17 protein-coding genes, 1 tRNA gene and 1 other annotated feature are annotated in these 17910 nt (G+C 39.5%); of the genes, 13 read left to right on the top strand and 5 right to left on the bottom strand.

Going from position 1 to position 17910, the window contains the following annotated elements; genetic code table 11:
* Nucleotides 1–14 precede the first annotated feature (14 nt).
* From dapB to MOO45_RS02420, 3 genes are read left to right on the top strand one after another with little or no spacing between them, the layout of a single operon-like run.
* Nucleotides 15–773 carry a 4-hydroxy-tetrahydrodipicolinate reductase gene (gene dapB, locus MOO45_RS02410; RefSeq protein WP_249514801.1) on the top strand — a complete coding sequence of 253 codons (759 nt, stop codon included), beginning with the start codon at nucleotides 15–17 and terminating at the stop codon, nucleotides 771–773.
* A 15-nt stretch (nucleotides 774–788) separates the two neighbouring features.
* Entirely contained in the window at nucleotides 789–1973 is a 1185-nt protein-coding gene (locus tag MOO45_RS02415; RefSeq protein ID WP_249514802.1) for an aminotransferase class I/II-fold pyridoxal phosphate-dependent enzyme, read from the top strand.
* A complete protein-coding gene (locus tag MOO45_RS02420; protein ID WP_249514803.1) occupies nucleotides 1970–3022 on the top strand; it encodes an aspartate-semialdehyde dehydrogenase in 1053 nt (350 codons plus the stop codon). The genes MOO45_RS02415 and MOO45_RS02420 overlap by 4 nt, the downstream gene beginning before the upstream one ends.
* Before the next feature lie 32 nt (nucleotides 3023–3054).
* Here MOO45_RS02420 and MOO45_RS02425 read toward each other — a convergent pair whose 3' ends face one another.
* Complete coding sequence (locus tag MOO45_RS02425) at nucleotides 3055–4110, bottom strand: YdcF family protein (RefSeq protein WP_249514804.1); 1056 nt, start codon at nucleotides 4108–4110, stop codon at nucleotides 3055–3057.
* Between the two features lie 30 nt (nucleotides 4111–4140).
* The gene (locus MOO45_RS02430; RefSeq protein WP_249514805.1) at nucleotides 4141–6543 is read right to left on the bottom strand and encodes a Xaa-Pro dipeptidyl-peptidase; all 2403 of its coding nucleotides are present in this window, start codon (nucleotides 6541–6543) and stop codon (nucleotides 4141–4143) included.
* Between the two features lie 152 nt (nucleotides 6544–6695).
* On the opposite strand from MOO45_RS02430, the gene MOO45_RS02435 reads away from it, so the two are divergent.
* Nucleotides 6696–6941 (top strand): GlsB/YeaQ/YmgE family stress response membrane protein, encoded by a 246-nt coding sequence (locus tag MOO45_RS02435; RefSeq protein WP_249514806.1) that lies wholly within the window; start codon nucleotides 6696–6698, stop codon nucleotides 6939–6941.
* A 51-nt stretch (nucleotides 6942–6992) separates the two neighbouring features.
* Here MOO45_RS02435 and MOO45_RS02440 read toward each other — a convergent pair.
* Nucleotides 6993–7065: transfer RNA gene (locus MOO45_RS02440), tRNA-Gln, on the bottom strand.
* Nucleotides 7066–7215: 150 nt separating this feature from the next.
* On the opposite strand from MOO45_RS02440, the gene MOO45_RS02445 reads away from it, so the two are divergent.
* Nucleotides 7216–8634, top strand: coding sequence for a C69 family dipeptidase (locus MOO45_RS02445; protein ID WP_249514807.1), 1419 nt, complete (start codon nucleotides 7216–7218; stop codon nucleotides 8632–8634).
* Nucleotides 8635–8703: 69 nt separating this feature from the next.
* On the opposite strand, the gene glyA is transcribed toward MOO45_RS02445, so the two are convergent.
* The gene (gene glyA / locus MOO45_RS02450) at nucleotides 8704–9936 is read right to left on the bottom strand and encodes a serine hydroxymethyltransferase (RefSeq protein WP_249514808.1); all 1233 of its coding nucleotides are present in this window, start codon (nucleotides 9934–9936) and stop codon (nucleotides 8704–8706) included.
* Between the two features lie 86 nt (nucleotides 9937–10022).
* Between glyA and MOO45_RS02455 the strand changes: the two genes are divergently transcribed.
* The 3 genes from MOO45_RS02455 to glpO all read left to right on the top strand — a co-directional run bounded on the left by MOO45_RS02455 (nucleotide 10023) and on the right by glpO (nucleotide 13507).
* Nucleotides 10023–10643 (top strand): sugar O-acetyltransferase, encoded by a 621-nt coding sequence (locus MOO45_RS02455; RefSeq protein WP_249514809.1) that lies wholly within the window; start codon nucleotides 10023–10025, stop codon nucleotides 10641–10643.
* An 11-nt stretch (nucleotides 10644–10654) separates the two neighbouring features.
* The gene (locus tag MOO45_RS02460; protein WP_249514810.1) at nucleotides 10655–11467 is read left to right on the top strand and encodes a Cof-type HAD-IIB family hydrolase; all 813 of its coding nucleotides are present in this window, start codon (nucleotides 10655–10657) and stop codon (nucleotides 11465–11467) included.
* A 207-nt stretch (nucleotides 11468–11674) separates the two neighbouring features.
* Nucleotides 11675–13507, top strand: a complete 1833-nt coding sequence (gene glpO / locus MOO45_RS02465) for a type 1 glycerol-3-phosphate oxidase (RefSeq protein WP_249514811.1) — start codon at nucleotides 11675–11677, stop codon at nucleotides 13505–13507.
* 68 nt (nucleotides 13508–13575) lie between these two features.
* Here glpO and MOO45_RS02470 read toward each other — a convergent pair whose 3' ends face one another.
* Nucleotides 13576–14322, bottom strand: a complete 747-nt coding sequence (locus MOO45_RS02470; RefSeq protein ID WP_249514812.1) for a tyrosine-protein phosphatase — start codon at nucleotides 14320–14322, stop codon at nucleotides 13576–13578.
* Nucleotides 14323–14490: 168 nt separating this feature from the next.
* On the opposite strand from MOO45_RS02470, the gene MOO45_RS02475 reads away from it, so the two are divergent.
* From MOO45_RS02475 to rpmI, 5 genes are all read left to right on the top strand, one after another.
* Entirely contained in the window at nucleotides 14491–15216 is a 726-nt protein-coding gene (locus tag MOO45_RS02475; RefSeq protein WP_249514813.1) for an ABC transporter ATP-binding protein, read from the top strand.
* The gene (locus MOO45_RS02480; protein WP_249514814.1) at nucleotides 15213–16313 is read left to right on the top strand and encodes an ABC transporter permease; all 1101 of its coding nucleotides are present in this window, start codon (nucleotides 15213–15215) and stop codon (nucleotides 16311–16313) included. Before MOO45_RS02475 ends, MOO45_RS02480 begins: the two co-directional genes overlap by 4 nt.
* Nucleotides 16313–16951: a TetR/AcrR family transcriptional regulator gene (locus tag MOO45_RS02485; protein WP_249514815.1), complete on the top strand. Its 639-nt coding sequence runs from the start codon at nucleotides 16313–16315 to the stop codon at nucleotides 16949–16951. The genes MOO45_RS02480 and MOO45_RS02485 overlap by 1 nt, the downstream gene beginning before the upstream one ends.
* Before the next feature lie 46 nt (nucleotides 16952–16997).
* Nucleotides 16998–17110 (top strand) — a sequence feature (ribosomal protein L20 leader region).
* A 47-nt stretch (nucleotides 17111–17157) separates the two neighbouring features.
* Nucleotides 17158–17670 carry a translation initiation factor IF-3 gene (gene infC, locus MOO45_RS02490; protein ID WP_249514816.1) on the top strand — a complete coding sequence of 171 codons (513 nt, stop codon included), beginning with the start codon at nucleotides 17158–17160 and terminating at the stop codon, nucleotides 17668–17670.
* Nucleotides 17671–17688: 18 nt separating this feature from the next.
* Nucleotides 17689–17889 carry a 50S ribosomal protein L35 gene (gene rpmI / locus MOO45_RS02495; protein ID WP_249514817.1) on the top strand — a complete coding sequence of 67 codons (201 nt, stop codon included), beginning with the start codon at nucleotides 17689–17691 and terminating at the stop codon, nucleotides 17887–17889.
* Nucleotides 17890–17910: the final 21 nt, after the last annotated feature.

Genomic DNA, 17910 nt, shown 5'->3' on the forward strand with positions numbered 1-17910 from the left:
AAGGTTGGATCAATATGTATCAAGTTTTAGTTGCTGGTGCAACTGGCAAGATGGGGCGCAAGGCGGTGGAACTCATTGAGCAAAAATCAAATTTTGCGTTAGCTGCGGTATTGGCACCATCAATTGCTGATTCAGATTTGACTTTGCCACAGACGACTCAATGTTTTAGTGATTTAAGTCAAATTAATCATTCCTACGATATTTGGCTGGATTTCACGACACCGCAGGCTGTTTATCAAAATACGGAATTTGCTTTGCAACACCAAATGCGGCCGATTATTGGGACGAGCGGTTTGACTGAGCAGCAAGTGGCAAGTCTACAACAATTAGCACAACAGCAGCAAATTGGTGGTTTGATTGCACCAAACTTTGGTTTATCGGCTGTCTTATTAATGAAGTTTGCTAAAATGGCCGCGCAATATTTGCCCGATGCAGAGATTATTGAATTGCACCATGCTGATAAAAAAGATGCTCCTTCAGGGACTGCCTTGGCGACTGCTCAACAAATTCAAGCTGGCAGAACGCAACCAGTTAAGAAAACGTGGTCTCAAAATTCGGCTCGTGGTTTGAACGTCGATGGTGTCCCGATTCATGCAGTCCGCTTGCCGGGCTATATTGCCCATGAAGAAGTTTTGTTTGGTGGAACGGGCGAAGCGTTGACCATTCGGCAAGATTCGTTTGATCGCGGCTCCTTTATGACCGGTGTTAACGTGGCTTTAGATAAAATTAGCGATTTGACACAATTAGTTTTTGGCTTGGAAAACTTATTATAGAAAGAAGGACCCAGTATGCCAGAATTAGCGAAAGAATTGCGTAATGTAACTAACCAAACTTTGGCAACAATTCAACCATCGGCAATTAGAAAATTCGATCAGGAAATTTCCCAAATTCCCGGAATTATTAAATTAACTCTGGGTGAACCAGACCTCAATACGCCTGAGCACGTGAAACAAGCAGCAATTGCTAGTATTGCTCAAGATGATTCGCATTATTCGGCACCAAAGGGGAAAATGTCACTGCGCCAAGCAATTAGCGCTTATTTAAGGCGAAAGCAGAATATAACTTATGATCCAGAAACAGAAATTATCGTAACTGTCGGCGCGACTGAAGCCTTGACCGCAACGATTTTTTCCTTGGTGAATCCCGGTGATGAAGTGATTATTCCAACTCCTTCATATGCATTATATTTTCCATTATTAAAATTAGCGGGAGCTAAGTTAATCGAAATTGACACTTCGACGACCCAATTTGTCTTAACACCGGAAACTTTAGCGCAAACATTGGTACAACATCCGCAAGCTAAATTTATTATTTTAAATTATCCCGGTAATCCGACGGGGCAAGAATATTCCAAAACTTTACTACAACAATTAGCCGCGGTGATTAGACAATATCCTTTAGGCGTGATTGCCGATGAAATTTATAGTGAGTTGGTTTATGAGCAACCGCATTATTCGATTGCGCGAATCTTGCCAGAGCGCACGGTTTTGGTCAACGGTTTATCCAAATCACATGCGATGACGGGCTATCGTTCGGGTTATGTGGTAGCTCCAGGACCTTGGATTCAGGCAATTGCTAAAATGCATGGTTTTCTAGTGACTTGTCCACCAGATACGGCGCAAGCTGCCGCACTTGAAGCTTTGAGTACTGGTGATGAAGATCCACAGGCAGCTGTGACCGTTTATCAACATCGTCGCGATGATTTGGAACAAGCTTTGGTCAACTTAGATTTTCAACCGTTGCATCCCCAAGGGGCGTTTTACTTGTTTGCTAAAATTCCGGCACAATATGGTGATGATGATTTAACTTTTGCACGGCAATTGGCGCAAAAAGCTAAAGTTGGTTGTACACCGGGACGTGCTTTTGGTCAAGGCGGTCAGGGTTATTTGCGGTTTTCATATGCGTCTAGTGATGAAATTTTGCAACAAGCAGTGCAACGGATTACGTATTTTTTAAATGGAGGAATTGATTGATGACCAGTTATAATGTAGCAATTTTGGGCGCAACGGGCGCAGTGGGAACACGCATGATCGAACAATTAGAAACTAGTTCGATTCCGGTCAAAACGGTTAAATTCTTGGCATCTAAACGTTCAGTTGGCAAAGTTTTGCGGTTTAAAGGACAGGATGTCAAAGTAGAAGAGGCAACTCCTGAAGTTTTTCGCGGTGTGGATTTGGTTTTGTCTTCAGCGGGCGGGTCAGTTTCTAAAAAATTGTTGCCTGCAGCTGTCAAAGCTGGTGCAGTATGTGTGGATAATACGAGTGCTTTTCGAATGGATCCTAACGTTCCGTTAGTAATCCCTGAAGTTAATCGGGCTGCCTTGGCGCAACATCAAGGTATTATTGCTAACCCTAATTGTTCGACAATTCAAATGTTGGTAGCTTTAGCGCCTATTTATCGGCAATATGGCTTAAAGCAAATTGTAGTTTCTACTTATCAAGCTGTTTCTGGTGCGGGACAATCGGCAATCAATGAATTATTGCAGCAAACGCAACAATACCTGAAACAAGAGCCGTTGACAGCGAATATTTTACCGACAAAAAATGATATTAAGCATTATCCGCAAGCTTTTAATTTGTTGCCGCAGATTGACGTATTTGAAGATTCTGGTTATACGCATGAAGAGTGGAAGATGATTCATGAAACCAAGAAAATTTTATTGGCTGATCCTGATGCAACTCAAATCAAAGTGACAGCTACTTGTGTCAGAGTTCCCGTGGTGATTGGTCATGGCGAATCAGTTTACTTTACAGTAACGGATCAAACAGCGACCACAACACAAATTCGCGACCTTTTGGCTAAATCCCCAGGAATTGTAGTACAAGATGATACACGACAACAATTTTATCCACAGCCTTTGAATGCTGAAGGAAAACGTGAGACTTTTGTTGGGCGTTTGCGACCTGATTTAGAAAATACAGGTGCTTTTAACTGTTGGGTTGTTTCAGACAACTTGTTGAAGGGCGCAGCTTGGAATACAGTACAGATTGCGGAATGCTTGATTGAAGATCATTTATTATAAAAAAACTGATTGAAATGAATTCAATCAGTTTTTTAGTTGGTGAACCAAGCCCAAACATCAAACAGTGAAACTCCTAAAATGAAAGTTAAGCAACAGATGTGAAAAATTTTGTGATTGGCTAACAAAGCTAGGTATTCACGTAGAAAAGCATTGGGAATAAAGAAGCGGCTGGTTTTCGCACCAATGCCAGAAATATTCAGCCCAACAAAGCGAGCATAACCGGCAGCACGAAAAGTATGGTAATCGCTGGTTGCAAAAATTCCACGGTGTGGATTGAGCTGATGTTGATATACAATTTGTTGAGAAAATTTCATGTTTTCATAAGTGTTGCGTGACTTTTCTTCACTAACAACCATTTTTGGAGCAATGCCCTGAGCTAACACATAATTTTTCATAGCTTGACCTTCAGGAATGGTCTCATCGTCCCCCTGTCCGCCAGAACAGATAATCAAGGGAAAGTGCCCGCCGCGTTCAACTTGTTTACGTGCAAAATTCAATGCAACATCAACTCTCGAAGCTAATAGGGGGGAGACTTGATCGCCATGAAATAGCCCCGCACCCAAAATAATAATGTAATCTTGATCAAATTTGGGATGGTATAGTCTTGTAATCAAAAATGAAGTGACGAATGCTAAGAACCAAAAGAGGATATAGATGACAATGGGCGCCACGACATGTTTATAAAGTATTAAAATTTGTTCAGATAAAAAATTATTAGTCCATAAACGAATGAGCGGCAGTAAAAGGAAGCCAATTCCTAAAATTAAAGTAAGATTATTGGTCAAAGAATGATTCTCTTTATGCCAAACAATGATAGCGTTCCATAATAATAAAAAACCTAAAGATAAATATAAAATTAAAATACAGCCATAGATGATAGTAATAATAATATAAGTTATGAGATATAGCCAGTGAATACGAAGCGTTTGTGCACTGACGACACTGGCCACGCCGAAAGTAAACAGAATAAGATTGGTTAGGGCACCATTCAGCAAACGAAACTTGTTTTGATGAAGACTCACAATAAGTGTGATACTAAACAACCCCGTTAGCGACCATAAAACTATCATTAAATTGTAAGCATTCATAAATTTATCCTTTAGATTGATTGGAGTTCATTATAGATGGGGAAGATTTAAAGTGCAATGATTTAGGTCCAAGTGATATTTTAAGTCTTGGTTTGGACGAATAGTCATTTCAAAATCGGTACCATAAATAATTAGCCCCAGTTGATGTCCAGGTGCTAATTGATAGTGAGTAGGTTGTAATTTGAAGGATAGATCATAATATTTCCCGGGAAATATTGGTTCAACTTGTGTCAATTTAGTACGGTTTTGTAAATTCAAGTGGGATAGTGAGATTAATTGATAAGGAGTAGTTTGTTGTGCTAGCTGGTATTCTTTGAGATCTTCTTTATGATAGTGATAACCTTGATCGTAGGCTTGGCTGTCCAGCATGCTAGGCATTTTAGCCAGGCGCTGAAAGTCACCATAATCGACCAAACGCGCACTGATCATTCCGATTGGTTGCGCGCAAGCAATTCTTAAGTTGAGTTGTGGTCGTCCGTCAATGACTAAGGGTTGAGCTTGTTTGGCTGCTAAAAAGGTTAAGCGTTGTTTTGTTAAATTAGTATTGTTTAAGTCCGTCAAATCGTGTTGCCAACTTGTAAGATCGTGGTTATAAGCTTGAAATTGTGTGGTAGGCAATTGATCGGTCAAAGAAATAGGAGCCTTAGTGGCGGTTTTGGCGGGTAATAATTGGTCACCAGCCAAATAAAATTTTGTTTGTGGATTTTTGGGATTATTCCAATCATTCAAAACCTGCCAAGTCTCAGCTTGTGTATTGTCTTGAATTAAAACATTGGGCAAAATTTGTGCCGCCTGGTTATCTAAATCATAAAGTTTGTATGATAACCATAGATTCATCATATCGTTAAAATCTAAGGAGCGATTATTGTTAATATAAATATGCGGGCCTTGATGCAAGATTAGTTTTTTAGTAATAGGTAAATTACGTAAACCGTCCCATAATTTTTGTACATTTTTGGGTTTTACATTCCAGTCATTTAAACCATGAACTAAAATAACATCAGCTTTAATTTGATGGAGTTGACGTCGATAATTGCGTTGATCCCAATAATTATTGTAATCTCCATTCAGACGGTCTTGTTGTTGCGTCAATGTTTGTAGTTGTTGGTGCCACTTATTTTTAATGGGTAGATAGTCACCAGCTTGTTTTTGGCGTGAAAAAGTTTCTTCAGCTAAAACATCACTATCTTCACCAGGGAAACCGCCAGGTGCAACGACTAAACCATGTTCGCGATAATAATCATACCAACTTGAAATGGCGGCTTCGGCGATAATTGTTTTTAAGCCTGCGACACCTGTGGTGGCAGCAGCGATGGCGAGCGTTCCCAAATATGAGCGTCCTGTCATAGCGATATGGTGATTGCACCACCAAGCTCTGGTTTGCTGGCAATCCGTTTTGTTTGTGAAAGCGGTACGTGAACCATTCAGCCACTCAATAATTGCAGTTGTAGAAATTGTTTCTTCAGGATCACCACAAGTCCGCAAACCGTCCGAATCCTTGGTACCAATGCCTGCAGCATAAACGACTGCAAAACCGCGCGCCAGGAAATAATCATTTAAACTGTATGAAAAATGGTTGCCAAAGGATTCTGTAGCAGTGTGCACCTCTCCTTGAATTGAGCTAGGGTTAGGCACCAAACGGTGTAAGGATGCAACTTGAACGGTGTTATCAGTTGGTTGTTTCACATGTAAAGCAGTTTGCACATTGTGCGTTAATTGCTCACCTGCAAAGTCGTTGGTTCCCTGATTATAGGGCGAAGAAGTATAAAGAGCAGGGACTTGAAGTCCTTGATTAGTTTCGACGGGGCGAATAATTTCAGCTTTGAGCAAATCTCGTTGTTGATCATGATCAGTATCTTGACTGGATTCCACATAAACAACTTCATGAATCAGCTTCGTCGTGTCAAAGACGGGTTGGGCTTTGCCGTTAAAAAAGAGCGGTTTCGGTAAAGTTTCAGTTTGCATGATTTTGACAAAATATCCGCGACTAGCTAACTCATCTAGATAAGTTTGACCATGAATCGTATGCGTAATCAAAAGTTGATACCAGCCGTGCACAAGGTCTTGCGCGTTCAAATATTCGTGCTCAAATTGAGGATAATGTAGCTGCACTTTAGTGGCTAATGGTGTTGCTAAATTAAAATCTTGTTCAATTTCGAGTCCCAGTAATTGAAAAGTTAAATTGTAAAAAGCGGTAGCGGACACTTGTTGACCAGTTAAATATTGGGCAGCGTTTTGGTCAGCGGTTGCCATTAAATTGTTCAATTGTTGATCGAGCGTATTGGTTTCTGGGAAGCACTTACATAACAAAATGCGCAACAATTGATTGGGAGCTTGGTCTAACGATTCTTCATCAATAAATTTAATTCGTTGTAACTCGTTAATTTCTTCGGTTAAAGTTGTTGGTCGAATGCCGAATTGATTTAATTTCATAAACTGTTTCCTCTCATCTTATTAGTATCATCATTATAAGATGAAAGTTAGGTTAACAAAAGAGTTCCGAAAGTTTTTTTGTGCAAGCGAATTATTATGTAAATGCTATTTCATTTTATATACTAAATGCAAAAATAAAAGGAGATATGAAAATGCATTGGATCTGGGTTTTAATTGTAGGCGCACTTATTGGTTTATTAGCCGGTACGTTAACCAAGCAAAATGGTTCAATGGGATGTGTGACGAATATCATCGCCGGTTTATTGGGATCAGCTTTGGGTGAATGGTTGTTTGGTTTTTGGGGACCACAACTAGCCGGAATGGCATTAGTTCCATCCATTTTAGGAGCTGTCGTTTTGGTCTTGATTGTGTCATTTATTGTAGCCAAAATTAATTAATTGATAATAAAAAACCAGCCACATCAGGCTGGTATACTCTTTGAAAACTGATTGGGTATGTAGGGCTCGAACCTACAAATTACGGATTCAGAGTCCGTTGCCTTACCGGTTTGGCGAATACCCAATTAAATAACATAAATATACTAACTGAAATTTGGCATTCTGTCAATGGGTCAATTGACTTTAAGAAATTAATCACGAGTTGTAAGTCAGAATAATTATGAATATAATGAACTTACAGCATCGCAAAAGGGAAGAATTAAAGGAGTAAATAATGGATTTAGTTCAGAGGACAAGCGCTTGTACCAGTATTTTGGTTGGCAAGAAGGCTAGTATTGATGGTTCAATTATTATTGGACGCAATGAGGATGCCAGCGCGGCTTTGGCCAAACATTACGTAGTACATGAGCGTCGGGAATTTTCCAAAATACAGCATTTTGTTTCACAGGCGAATCACTTTCAAATGAAATTGCCTAAAGTCCGGTTTAAATATACAGCGACACCGGAATGTACTGCTCAAAAGGGCCTTTTTGAAGAAAATGGTTTTAATGAGTATGGGGTAGCGATGAGCGCGACGGAAAGTACTTATACTAACGCGACAGCATTGGGCGCTGATCCGTTAGTAACTAATGGTATTGGTGAAGAGGCAATGGTGACTTGTGTGTTGCCGTATGTCCAATCTGCACGGGCGGGCATTGAGCGCTTGGGTTCTATTGTTGAAAAGTATGGTACTTGTGAATCCAATGGTGTTTTGTTTGCCGATCGCCAAGAAGCTTGGTATATGGAAATTGTTTGCGGACATCAATGGGCAGCGCAACGGATTCCTGATGATAGTTATGCGGTGATTGCCAATCAAGTGGCCATCCAAGAAATTGATTTTGCAGATAACTACAATTTTATGTTTAAAGATGATTTGAAGGAGTTTGTCGTAGATAATCAGCTCAATCCCAATGCTACCGGCTTTAATTTTCGACAGATTTTTGGCACACAGACGGATTTTGATGAGCATTATAATACGCCACGAGTTTGGTATGGACAGTGGCAATTTTCAAAGGACGAGTCGATAGAACCGACTAGTGAGCAGTTGCCATTTACCCATCGGCCTGCGCATAAGTTGAGTATTGATGATGCAAAAAATTATTTAGCATCGCATTTTGAAAAAACACCGTATGATGTGTTAAATGAACAAGCACATCCTTATCGTCCGATCAGTTTAGCAAAAACGCAGGAATCACATCTCTTACAAATCCGTCCCCAATTAGCGCCAGCAATTGGTTGCGTCCAGTGGTTAGCGTTAGGTGTCACAGCCCAAAGTGTTTATGTGCCTTTTTATTTGGGTATGACACAAACACCTAATTTTTATCAAATTGGCGATGTACATTATGATCAAAAATCAGCTTATTGGCTGTATAAATTGGCGGGTGTGTTAGTTGATAGCCATTACCATGAATTTGGTCCGTTATTGAAAGAGTGTCAAGCCAAAGTGAATGCGCAATTGAATGCGCGGTTGCGCCAGAGTGATCGTGAAGCACAGGAATATAGTAATAAGACGATGTTAGCCAATTACTTAACGCAACAATCGGCGGCTAATGCGAAATATGCGGCACAGCAATATCGGCAGTTGATTGCCGAGTTGGTAACGCGAGCCACGGCGATGTCCCCCCTGAATTACCAAACAGATTTGAATTTATAATCGTGCATAATAATAAAAAAGAACTTTTAAATCGTTAGCTGATGATTTGAAAGTCCTTTTTAATTGGAATTAGTTTGGAATTGGATGCTCAGTAGTTAATTGTAAAACTTGTTGCGCTAAGGTATCTAGTTGTTGTTGATCTTGATAATGATGAATTGCTTTCAGAATAATTTGGGCAACTTGTCGCGCGTCGTTTGCTTGGAAGCCACGTGTCGTGATTGCCGGTGTTCCTAAACGTAGACCAGACGTTTTGGAAGGTGGCAGGGGATCATTAGGAATCGCTTCTTTATTTGTCGTAATATGAATCTGATCTAACAGATCTTGGAGCTGTGCGCCATTGAGCTTTGTTTGTGTTAAATCAAGTGTTAGGAGATGATTATCAGTTCCTCCAGTTAGGACATGTACCTGTTCATCTTGATTGAAGACTTCAGCCATTGCCTGGGCGTTCAGAAGAACTTGTTGTTGATAATCTTTAAATGTAGGTTGCATGGCTTCAAACAAAGCGAACGCTTTGGCCGCAATTACATGCTCCAATGGACCACCCTGCGTACCGGGAAAGACAGCACTGTTAATCTTTTTAGCATATTTAGCTGGAGCTAGAATCAAGCCACCACGCGGTCCACGTAAGGTTTTGTGTGTGGTTGTCGTGACGATATCTGCTAAGCCAATCGGACTTGGATGAAGCCCAACCGCGACTAAACCAGCAATATGTGCCATATCGACCATTAATTTGGCATGGACGCTATCGGCAATCTTGCGAAATTTTCGAAAATCGATTATCCGACTATATGCAGAAGCGCCTGCTACGATTAATTGCGGCTTGACTTGTTTAGCTTGTTGCCAAATTGCTTCATAATCTAAATAGCCTTGGTCATTGACGCCGTAAGAATAGAAATCATAGGTTTTCCCTGAAAAATTCACTTTGGAGCCGTGTGTCAAATGACCTCCAGCTTCTAAATCCATGCCCAGTACCCGATCGCCTGGTTGAATTAATGCTCGATATGCAGCCTCATTGGCCTGTGAACCAGAATGAGGTTGTACATTGGCGTATTCAGCATGAAATAAAGTTTTAGCACGGTCAATTGTCAATTGTTCCAGCTGGTCGATGTATTCATTGCCGCCATAGTAGCGCTTACTGGGATAGCCTTCAGCGTACTTGTTCGTCAACACGGAACCTTGGGCCACTCGCACTGCTTTAGAAACGATATTTTCTGAAGCAATTAATTCAATATTTTGAGCTTGACGTTGTTCTTCTTGGGCAATTAAGTTAAAAACAGCTGCATCTTTTGGTAAGTTAGTCAAACTTTCCACCTCTTTTTATTATGATAAAATTGATTATAATATATTTTTAATGAAAATTGGATTAGAATATTGCACAAGGAGTTCAGATGGCAACAGATTTTGATTATGAGCGAATGTTACAAGGAAAATTATATCGTTCTGCACAGATTCATCCTGAAAATAGTTCTACTGCAGGAAAACTAATTGCCCAGCAAATCAATCAAGTCCCGCTGGATCAAAGACAACGGATTGTTGAGCTAGAGCGACAATTATTCAACCAAGCTGGTGAGAATATTTATTTGAATCCTCCGCTATATGTCGATTATGGTCGTCATATTTCCATTGGAGAGAACTTTTATGCGAATCAAAATTGCACGCTCTTGGACGTGAATACGATTACAATCGGCGATGATGTTTTGATCGGTCCGAATACTAGTTTGTATACGGCAGGGCATCCACTGGAGCCAACGGTTCGTCGCGAGGGATTGGAGTTTGGTCTGCCGATTGTCATTGAAGACAACGTTTGGCTTGGTGGTAGTGTCACGGTGTTACCAGGAGTGACGATTGGTCAAAATACTGTCATTGGCGCGGGTTCGGTGGTCACACATGATATTGAGGCTAACGTGTTGGCAGTGGGGAATCCTGCACGGGTGATCAAACGCTTGGATACATCGGAAATGCAAATTTGGCAACAGCGCCGGTTAGAATATTTTCAAAATCAAAAATAGGAGTGAAAGATATGATTAAATTGGTGGCAATTGATGTTGATGATACTTTATTAACTAGTCAGGGGACGTTGTTAGAGTCAACGAAGCAGGCAGTGAAACAGGCTTGTCAAATGGGGATTAAGATTGTTTTATGTACCGGACGTCCATTAGTGGGCGTTCAAGGTTTTTTGCAGGAATTGCAGCTCCAACAGGCTGATCAATACGCAATTACTTTTAATGGAGCAGTGATTCAAGCCACCGCAGGACAAGTCTTGACACAACAGGGTCTGACTCGGAAAACTTATGAACAAGTTGATGCTTATGCCAAGCAAAATCAGCTAGCATATAATGTATTGGATGCTGATGGTGCTATTTATACGAGTAATCGTAATGTTAATTGGGTTACCGTGGTGCAAGCTTGGGAAAATCAGGCTGGGGTTTTAATACGAGAACCGCAAGAAGTGGACGTTCAGATTCCAATGATTAAGGCTGTTTTTGTGGGAGAAAAAGGAGAATTAGATCAACAAGAAGCCGCAGTCCAACAGCAATTTGGTCAAGCTAATTATGTTGTGCGAGCAGCGGATAATTTTTTGGAAATGATGCACGCAGATATCAATAAGGGGGTGGCTGTCCAAGCATTAGCTGAGCACTTGCGAATTGATTCGCAAGATATTTTGGTGTTAGGTGATGAACAAAATGATTTGCCGATGTTTGAGGTGGCAGGCACTTCAGTGGCAATGGGTAATGGAAGTTCAGTTGCCAAACAAGCGGCTGATTATACGACTGCTAGCAATGATGAAGATGGAATAATGGAAGCATTTCAAAAATTTATTTTTAGAAAATAATTAACAAACTTTTTTATAACAAAATAATTAAAATTAAATGATATTTTATGAGCAGATATTGGTTGCTAGTTGTTGAATGCTTAATGTATGATAGTGATATTGTTTAGAGTTAATGAAATGAATGTAGGCCATTTATTTTAATCATGTTCAATGGGGATTAAGTGATTAAAATTAATCGCTATTTGGACTACGATAGGGGATAATTCAATGAAATTTTCATACGAAGCGCGCTCACAAACGATTCAAAAACTTCAAGATGAAACGCTGGATTTGTTAATCGTTGGTGGTGTTATTGTTGGCGCTGGCGTGGCATTACAGGCAGCTGCAGCGGGGGCAAAAGTTGGCTTAATTGATATGCAGGATTTTGCTGGCGGGACTAGCTCGCGGTCAACAAAATTAGTTCATGGTGGAATTCGCTATTTAAAAACGTTTGATATTGGTTTGGTATCTGACGTTGTTTCGGAACGGAAAATCGTTCAAAATATTGCGCCGCATATTTTGCAGCATTTTTCGATGTTGATGCCAATTTATGATTCGATTCATTCAACTTTTGATATGCGTAATATTAAAGTAGGGATGAATTTGTATGACAGTTTAGGTGGCGTGACCGATGAACAATATCAAAATCGAGTGTTAAGCCGACAAGAAGTTTTGCAACATGATCCTAATTTAAAGACCAAGGGCTTAGTTGGTGGCGGATTGTATTTAGATTTTGGAAATAATGATTCTCGTTTAGTCATCGAAAATATTAAGGAAGCTGTCGATCTTGGGGCACTGGCAGTGAGCAATCTGAAAGTTCTAAAAGTAACTCACAATGGTGAGGTAGTTGACGGTGTGCTTGCCCGGGATGTTTTGACGGGTGAACAAGTGGCAATCCATGCCAAACTTGTGTTGAATGCAACTGGTCCATGGTCGTCAAAATTTTTGAATCGAGATGCTAATAGCGGTCAAGGACAAGTTATTCGTCCTACTAAGGGTGTTCATTTAGTTGTTGATCATGATCGTTTGCCTGTTAAGCAACCGATCTACTCGGATTCTGGTGAATGGGATGGGCGGATGTTGTTTGTCATTCCACGTGAAGGCAAGACTTATTTTGGAACGACAGACACGGATTATCAAGGCAATTATCAGCATCCTCGCGTGGAACAAGAGGATGTGGACTATCTATTGAAGGCAGTCAATAACCGTTTTCCTGGGCAGAACATTCGCTTGGAGGATGTCAAGGCTAGCTGGGTTGGTTTGCGACCGTTGTTAGATTCTAATCGAAGTTCTGATTATAATGGCGGAGCCTCGAATATTGGCAAAGTGACGGACGAAAGTTTTAATTTGCTGATTGAAACAGTGGAAGACTATCAGCATGGTTATGCCAGTCGCCATGATGTGGAAGAACTTCTGAGTAATCTCAAAATTAATAACAGTGAAAAATATGTTAGTAATTCGCAAATTGCGCGGGGAGCCTCTTTAGATATTGCTGATGATGGTTTAGTTAGTTTGTCTGGTGGTAAATTAACCGATTATCGCAAGATGGCTGCTGGCGCGTTGACGTTGACCACCAAAATTTTGGCGGAAGATTTTAATGTTCATTTGGATTCTGTTGATTCCACACGGTTGCAAGTTTCTGGCGGTCACTTTGACTCGCATAATGTGGCAGCAGCAATTAAAAAATATCAACAATTGTTTATTGATAAGGGTTTGTCGGCGGATGAGGCCGACATTTTAGCCCAAACGTACGGTTCGAACTCACCTAAGGTAGCAGCGTATATTGATCAGCTTTCTGCGGCGCCGGGTTTAACCTTGGCAGAAACGATTAGTTTGCATTATGCGATTGATTATGAAATGGTGTTAACTCCGGTCGACTATATGTTGCGCCGAACGAATTATGTTTTGTTCCATCCGGAACAGCTAGCTGTTAAAAAACAAGCTTTTATTGCGGAAATGGCCCGCGTTTTCCAGTGGTCAATTATCGAAACACAGCATCATGAATTAGTGCTTAATCAGTTGCTTTATGAAAGTCGTTTAGATTATTTAAAAAATAAATAAAAAACCCAAGTGGGATATGACTGTAAAAGTTCATATCGAAGCACTTGGCTTTTTAATTTTTGCTCAAATTACTTAACGTAAAGTTTGCGAAATTGTTCAGTATAATCATTGACTAAATGTAAACCTTGATGTAAATAATTGTCAAATGTGCCAAATTCTTGTTGGATCGTTTCTTTAGCACGCAATAAATATTCGGGCGCCACTTGTAAAGCCACCATCATTTCTTTGGCTTGTTGTTCAGTTATTTGGTCACGGTAAGTTTCGAGCATTTCTTGATTAGCTTGTTGACGTAATTTATTGGTTAATAAATAATCGTCCATGATAGTTTCATCACTAGCTCCTGCAACTTTTAAAATTAAGGCTGCTGCAAAGCCGGTTCGATCTTTACCAGCAAAACAGTGGAAAAGAATTGTTTTTGGTTCCTGAATGAGATCATTCATAAAAGTCTGATAACCCGTTTGAGCTGACGAACTAACGATCAATTGTTCATAGGTTTCGAGCATGTGTTGATGTGCGTTTCCAGAATTTTCAACCATTTTATTCATTGAAGCGTAGTTAGCCGTAGCATCAGCTAAAATATCCAAGTGCTTCCATTGAGTGTTCGGGACGGTGGTATCAGGCATTTCAGTTGTTTCTTTAGTGCTTCGAAAATCATAGATGGTTTGCAGTTGACAAGTGTCAGTTAAAAAATCAACAGTGGCATCATTTAAGTCGACCAATTGCCCACTCCGCAAAAAAATACCGGCTTTTAAAGTTCCATTGGCGACATTGATTCCGCCAATATCACGGAAATTTACAGGTTTATTGTCTATCATTTGTTAAATTCCTTTTCTAGTTATCAAAATCAATATCTTTTAATATAGTTCAATTTGCGTGATTGTCAATATTTGTAAAATTTGCTTTTTTTAACTATATTTTTTATACTAATTTTAGTGAGTAACTATTTACTCACCTATTTTTGAAAAGATAAAAGGAGCATCACAATGTCTCAAACGATTATTAATTTAAAGCAGATTCATAAAAAGTTTGGCCCACAAATAGTTTTGGACGATATTTCATTTCAAGTTTCATTAGGTGAAATTGTCGGTTTAATTGGACCTTCAGGTGCAGGTAAATCAACGATTATCAAGATCACTTTAGGCATGGAAAAGTCTGATCGTGGACAAGCAACTGTTTTCCAAACGATCATGCCTAATCGGAAGTTATTGCACCAAATCGGTTATATGGCGCAGTCGGATGCTTTATATGATTCGTTGACAGCTTATGAAAATCTGGTATTTTTTGCGCAAATGAAGGGTGTTGCCAAACAGCAACTAGTCTCAGAGATTCAGCGTGTGAGTGCGGTGGTGGACTTGTCCGAATATCTATCAAAAAGAGTTGGTGGCTATTCTGGTGGCATGAAACGGCGACTGTCTTTAGCGATTGCTTTATTAGGAAATCCGCCATTATTAGTTTTAGATGAGCCAACCGTGGGGATTGATCCAGCATTACGCCGCAAAATTTGGCACGAATTAACACGATTGAAAACAGCAGGGCATGCGATTTTAATTACAACGCATGTGATGGATGAAGCTGAATTAACAGATCGGGTTGCGCTGCTATTGGGAGGACATTTGATTGCTAATGCTGCACCCCAAGTTTTGGAAGCTCAATATCAAGTGCCAACGATTGAAGATGTCTTTTTGAAAGCGGAAGGAGATTTAGCATGAGAACTTGGGCAATTACAAAGCGTGTACTAAAGGAATTATTTCGTGATAAACGAACGTTAATGTTAATTTTTATTGCACCGTTAATTGTTTTAGCATTAATGAATTATATTTTTGGTGTAAATACAACAACTGATGTCACGATTGGGACGGTACATGTTTCTCAAACTGTCAATCAAAATTTAACTAAAGTTCAACACGTCCAAGTGCAAAAATACCATTCTCAAGCTGATGTGCAGCAAGCCTTAAAGTATGAAAAAATTGATTCTTCATTAATTAAGCATGGTGATCATTACCAACTAACGCATGCTAATGTTGATACGGGCAAAACTAAGTTGGCTAAATCAGCGGTGCAAGTAGCTTTAACCCAGAATAATATTCGGCATCTGACCACCAGTCTAACTAAAATGCAGATGCTTATGCCTCAAGGTCGTGCTCCCAAGTTGTCTACTAAAATCCCACAGATTCACAATCGTTATAATTATGGTGATGGTAATTCTACCTTCTTTGCCAAATTAATGCCAATTTTAATGGGCTTTTTCGTCTTTTTCTTTGTCTTTTTGATTTCAGGCATGGCATTATTAAATGAACGAACTTCTGGCACCTTAGATCGTTTGTTAGCAACGCCAGTCAAACGTTCAGATATTATTTTTGGTTATATGTTGAGTTATGGTCTCATTGCTATTTTACAAACATTGCTGATCGTTTGTTTTACGATCTATGGTTTAAAGGTGCAAGTTATTGGTTCTATTGGAATAGTAATTTTGGTGACAGTTTTACTAGCTTTGATTGCCTTATCATTAGGGATTTTTTTATCAACATTCGCCAAATCAGAATTTCAAATGGTTCAATTTATTCCAGTGGTGGTTGTGCCGCAAATCTTTTTCTCTGGCATTATTCCATTAACGTCTATGGCTGCTTGGGCGCAATGGTTGGCCAATATTTTGCCAATGAAATACGCAGCTGATGCTTTGACTAATGTTATTATGAAAGGCTCAACATTAATTGATGTCAGTGGCGATTTGCTAATTATGGTCCTATTCATTATTATTTTAACTATTAGTAATATTGTCGGCTTAAAGCGGTATAGGAAGGTTTAATGATGAGTTATACAAGTGTCCAACAATGGTTAGATAAAAGTCCAATGTCAGCTGGTAAAAGAAAAATTATCCAGTCGGCAGTTAAATTGTTTGCCCAGTTTGGTTATCAAGGTACGACCACGGCAATGATTGCCCAAGATGCTGGCTTGAGTAATGCGACGATGTTTAAGCACTTTAAGTCGAAAGAAGAGTTGTTGCAAAAAATTGTGACACCGTTAATTAGTGAATTAGTTCCTTTATTCAGTGAACAATTTTTGAAAGATGTCAAAAATCATTTAGTATCCATTTACGATTTGATGGACTACATGATTCGTGATCGCTATCAATTTATGAATCAAAATTGTCAAATTGTTCTCATTATCATCAATCAATTTTTGACTAATGAAGATGTTAAACAGACAATTGTTAAGTTGCTAGGTCCTAAAGAAGAGCAATTACAGCAAATTATTCAAGAATTATTAACTACTGACCAAACAACTGATTCTAATTTAACGGCGTCAGTAATCATCCAGTTGTTTGCCGGTCAAATGTTAATTAGTTTTTTGAAACGATACAAACTAAATGTTGTTGTAGATAATGAGCAAGAAGTGGCACAAATTATTGCTAATGTGCAAAAAGTAATTCGCAAAAATGCGTAATTATTGCTTGACATTCTTTTATACGAACGCTATACTAATTGAGTATTGAATCAAGCAGAAGCTCCCGCTTCTCACCTATGCCTTAAGCCTCTGGGTAAGTTAATTAAGATAATCGATGATTAATTGCGGGTGCTTTGGCACCCGCATTTTTTGTGAGTGATAATTTTCGGAGGTGGATACTCATAGCTAATAATGGCAAGAACAATATGATCGTGAACGATAAAATTCGAGCACGTGAATTGCGTGTGATTTCAGTTGATGGTGAACAGTTGGGGGTTATTTCTAAACAGGAAGCGATGCGCTTGGCAGAACAAGCAGATTTGGATCTTGTTTTAGTTTCACCTAATGCCAAACCACCCGTAGCTAGAATCATGGATTACGGAAAATATCGGTTTGAGTTACAGAAAAAAGACCGAGAATCACGTAAGAAGCAGAAGATTGTTAGTATCAAAGAAGTTCGGTTAAGTCCGACCATTGAGAAGAATGATTTTGATACTAAACTGAAGAATGCTCGGAAATTTTTGGAAAAGGGTTCTAAAGTTAAAGTCTCGATTCGCTTCCGTGGTCGTGCTATCACTCACAAAGAAATCGGTCGGGATGTTTTAGAAAAAATGGCTGAAGCCACCAAAGACGTTGCTTCAGTAATTACGCGACCTAAAATGGATGGCCGCAGCATGTTTTTAATGCTTGCTCCAATTAATGACAAAAAAAAGAAATAGTGCAGGAGGATCTTCGTAATGCCTAAGCAAAAAACACATCGTGCATCAGCTAAACGTTTCAAATTTACTGCTAATGGTGGATTAAAGCGTAGCCATGCATATACAAGTCACCGTTTCCATGGCAAGACCAAAAAGCAACGTCGTCAATTGTCGAAGTCAACAATGGTTAGTGCTAGTGATATGAAACGTATCAAGCAAATGTTGACGACTTACAAATAATCAGTCATTTTAAACAATAAT

It is taken from the genome of Bombilactobacillus folatiphilus, from assembly GCF_023380265.1.
Classification (GTDB): domain Bacteria; phylum Bacillota; class Bacilli; order Lactobacillales; family Lactobacillaceae; genus Bombilactobacillus; species Bombilactobacillus folatiphilus.

Bases quoted from the DNA above. Each gene is read 5' to 3' on its own strand.
- rpmI (WP_249514817.1), top strand. From the start codon at position 17,689: ATGCCTAAGCAAAAAACACATCGTGCATCAGCTAAACGTTTCAAATTT.
- MOO45_RS02455 (WP_249514809.1), top strand. From the start codon at position 10,023: ATGGCAACAGATTTTGATTATGAGCGAATGTTACAAGGAAAATTATAT.
- MOO45_RS02415 (WP_249514802.1), top strand. From the start codon at position 789: ATGCCAGAATTAGCGAAAGAATTGCGTAATGTAACTAACCAAACTTTG.
- infC (WP_249514816.1), top strand. From the start codon at position 17,158: ATGATCGTGAACGATAAAATTCGAGCACGTGAATTGCGTGTGATTTCA.
- MOO45_RS02485 (WP_249514815.1), top strand. From the start codon at position 16,313: ATGATGAGTTATACAAGTGTCCAACAATGGTTAGATAAAAGTCCAATG.
- MOO45_RS02460 (WP_249514810.1), top strand. From the start codon at position 10,655: ATGATTAAATTGGTGGCAATTGATGTTGATGATACTTTATTAACTAGT.
- MOO45_RS02470 (WP_249514812.1), bottom strand. From the start codon at position 14,322: ATGATAGACAATAAACCTGTAAATTTCCGTGATATTGGCGGAATCAAT.
- MOO45_RS02445 (WP_249514807.1), top strand. From the start codon at position 7,216: ATGGATTTAGTTCAGAGGACAAGCGCTTGTACCAGTATTTTGGTTGGC.
- glpO (WP_249514811.1), top strand. From the start codon at position 11,675: ATGAAATTTTCATACGAAGCGCGCTCACAAACGATTCAAAAACTTCAA.
- MOO45_RS02435 (WP_249514806.1), top strand. From the start codon at position 6,696: ATGCATTGGATCTGGGTTTTAATTGTAGGCGCACTTATTGGTTTATTA.
- dapB (WP_249514801.1), top strand. From the start codon at position 15: ATGTATCAAGTTTTAGTTGCTGGTGCAACTGGCAAGATGGGGCGCAAG.
- MOO45_RS02480 (WP_249514814.1), top strand. From the start codon at position 15,213: ATGAGAACTTGGGCAATTACAAAGCGTGTACTAAAGGAATTATTTCGT.
- MOO45_RS02475 (WP_249514813.1), top strand. From the start codon at position 14,491: ATGTCTCAAACGATTATTAATTTAAAGCAGATTCATAAAAAGTTTGGC.
- MOO45_RS02430 (WP_249514805.1), bottom strand. From the start codon at position 6,543: ATGAAATTAAATCAATTCGGCATTCGACCAACAACTTTAACCGAAGAA.
- MOO45_RS02425 (WP_249514804.1), bottom strand. From the start codon at position 4,110: ATGAATGCTTACAATTTAATGATAGTTTTATGGTCGCTAACGGGGTTG.